Raw genomic sequence first — 594 nt, forward strand, 5'->3', positions numbered from 1 at the left:
CAATAGGCCGGCAGGACAGAGGGGGCGCGACGGATCGCCGACGTCCGCTTTCGTTCCGCTCTTGGCATGGCCTTGCCTACTGAAAATTCCGCCCCTTGGGCATGACCTGTTCCGCTTCTTCCGACAGCGTTGCGAGATCCTGCCGGATCGGCGCGCTTTGTTTGGCGGGGCTGGAGCGATCCGAACCGTCCTTGGCGAGGTCTCTCGGAGGAACCACTGGTGCAGTCTCGCTGACCTTCTCCAGAAGCACGGTCAGCCAGGGCGTCAGATCCTCGATCTTCTCGGCAACGATGTGGACCACACCCGATTCCGACTGCAATTTCCCGGTGACCTTGACGAACCGGGCCCCCATGACGATAGGCCGATAGCGGTCGAAGGTTCTTTGCCAGAAGATGATGTTGGCCACCGCCTTGTCGTCCTCCAGCGTCAGGAAGATCGCATTGCCCTTGCCGGGGCGCTGCCGCACCAGCACGAGGCCGGCGACCGAGACGCGCCTGCCGTCGCGCACGGAAGGAAGATTCGCATTCGGGATGACGCCGGCGCGGTCGAGCCGCTCGCGCAGGAAGGCGACCGGATGCGCCTTCAGCGACAGGC

General features: G+C 64.1%; 1 protein-coding gene. It reads right to left on the reverse strand.

The genetic code is table 11. The annotated features are described in order from the left end of the window. Positions 1 to 76 precede the first annotated feature (76 nt). Positions 77 to 594, reverse strand: a 518-nt coding sequence (locus tag EN994_RS34365; protein WP_245466184.1) for an OB-fold nucleic acid binding domain-containing protein, incomplete at its 5' end; no start/stop codon positions are given.

The organism is Mesorhizobium sp. M7A.F.Ca.CA.002.09.1.1 (assembly GCF_003998555.1).
Classification (GTDB): domain Bacteria; phylum Pseudomonadota; class Alphaproteobacteria; order Rhizobiales; family Rhizobiaceae; genus Mesorhizobium; species Mesorhizobium ciceri.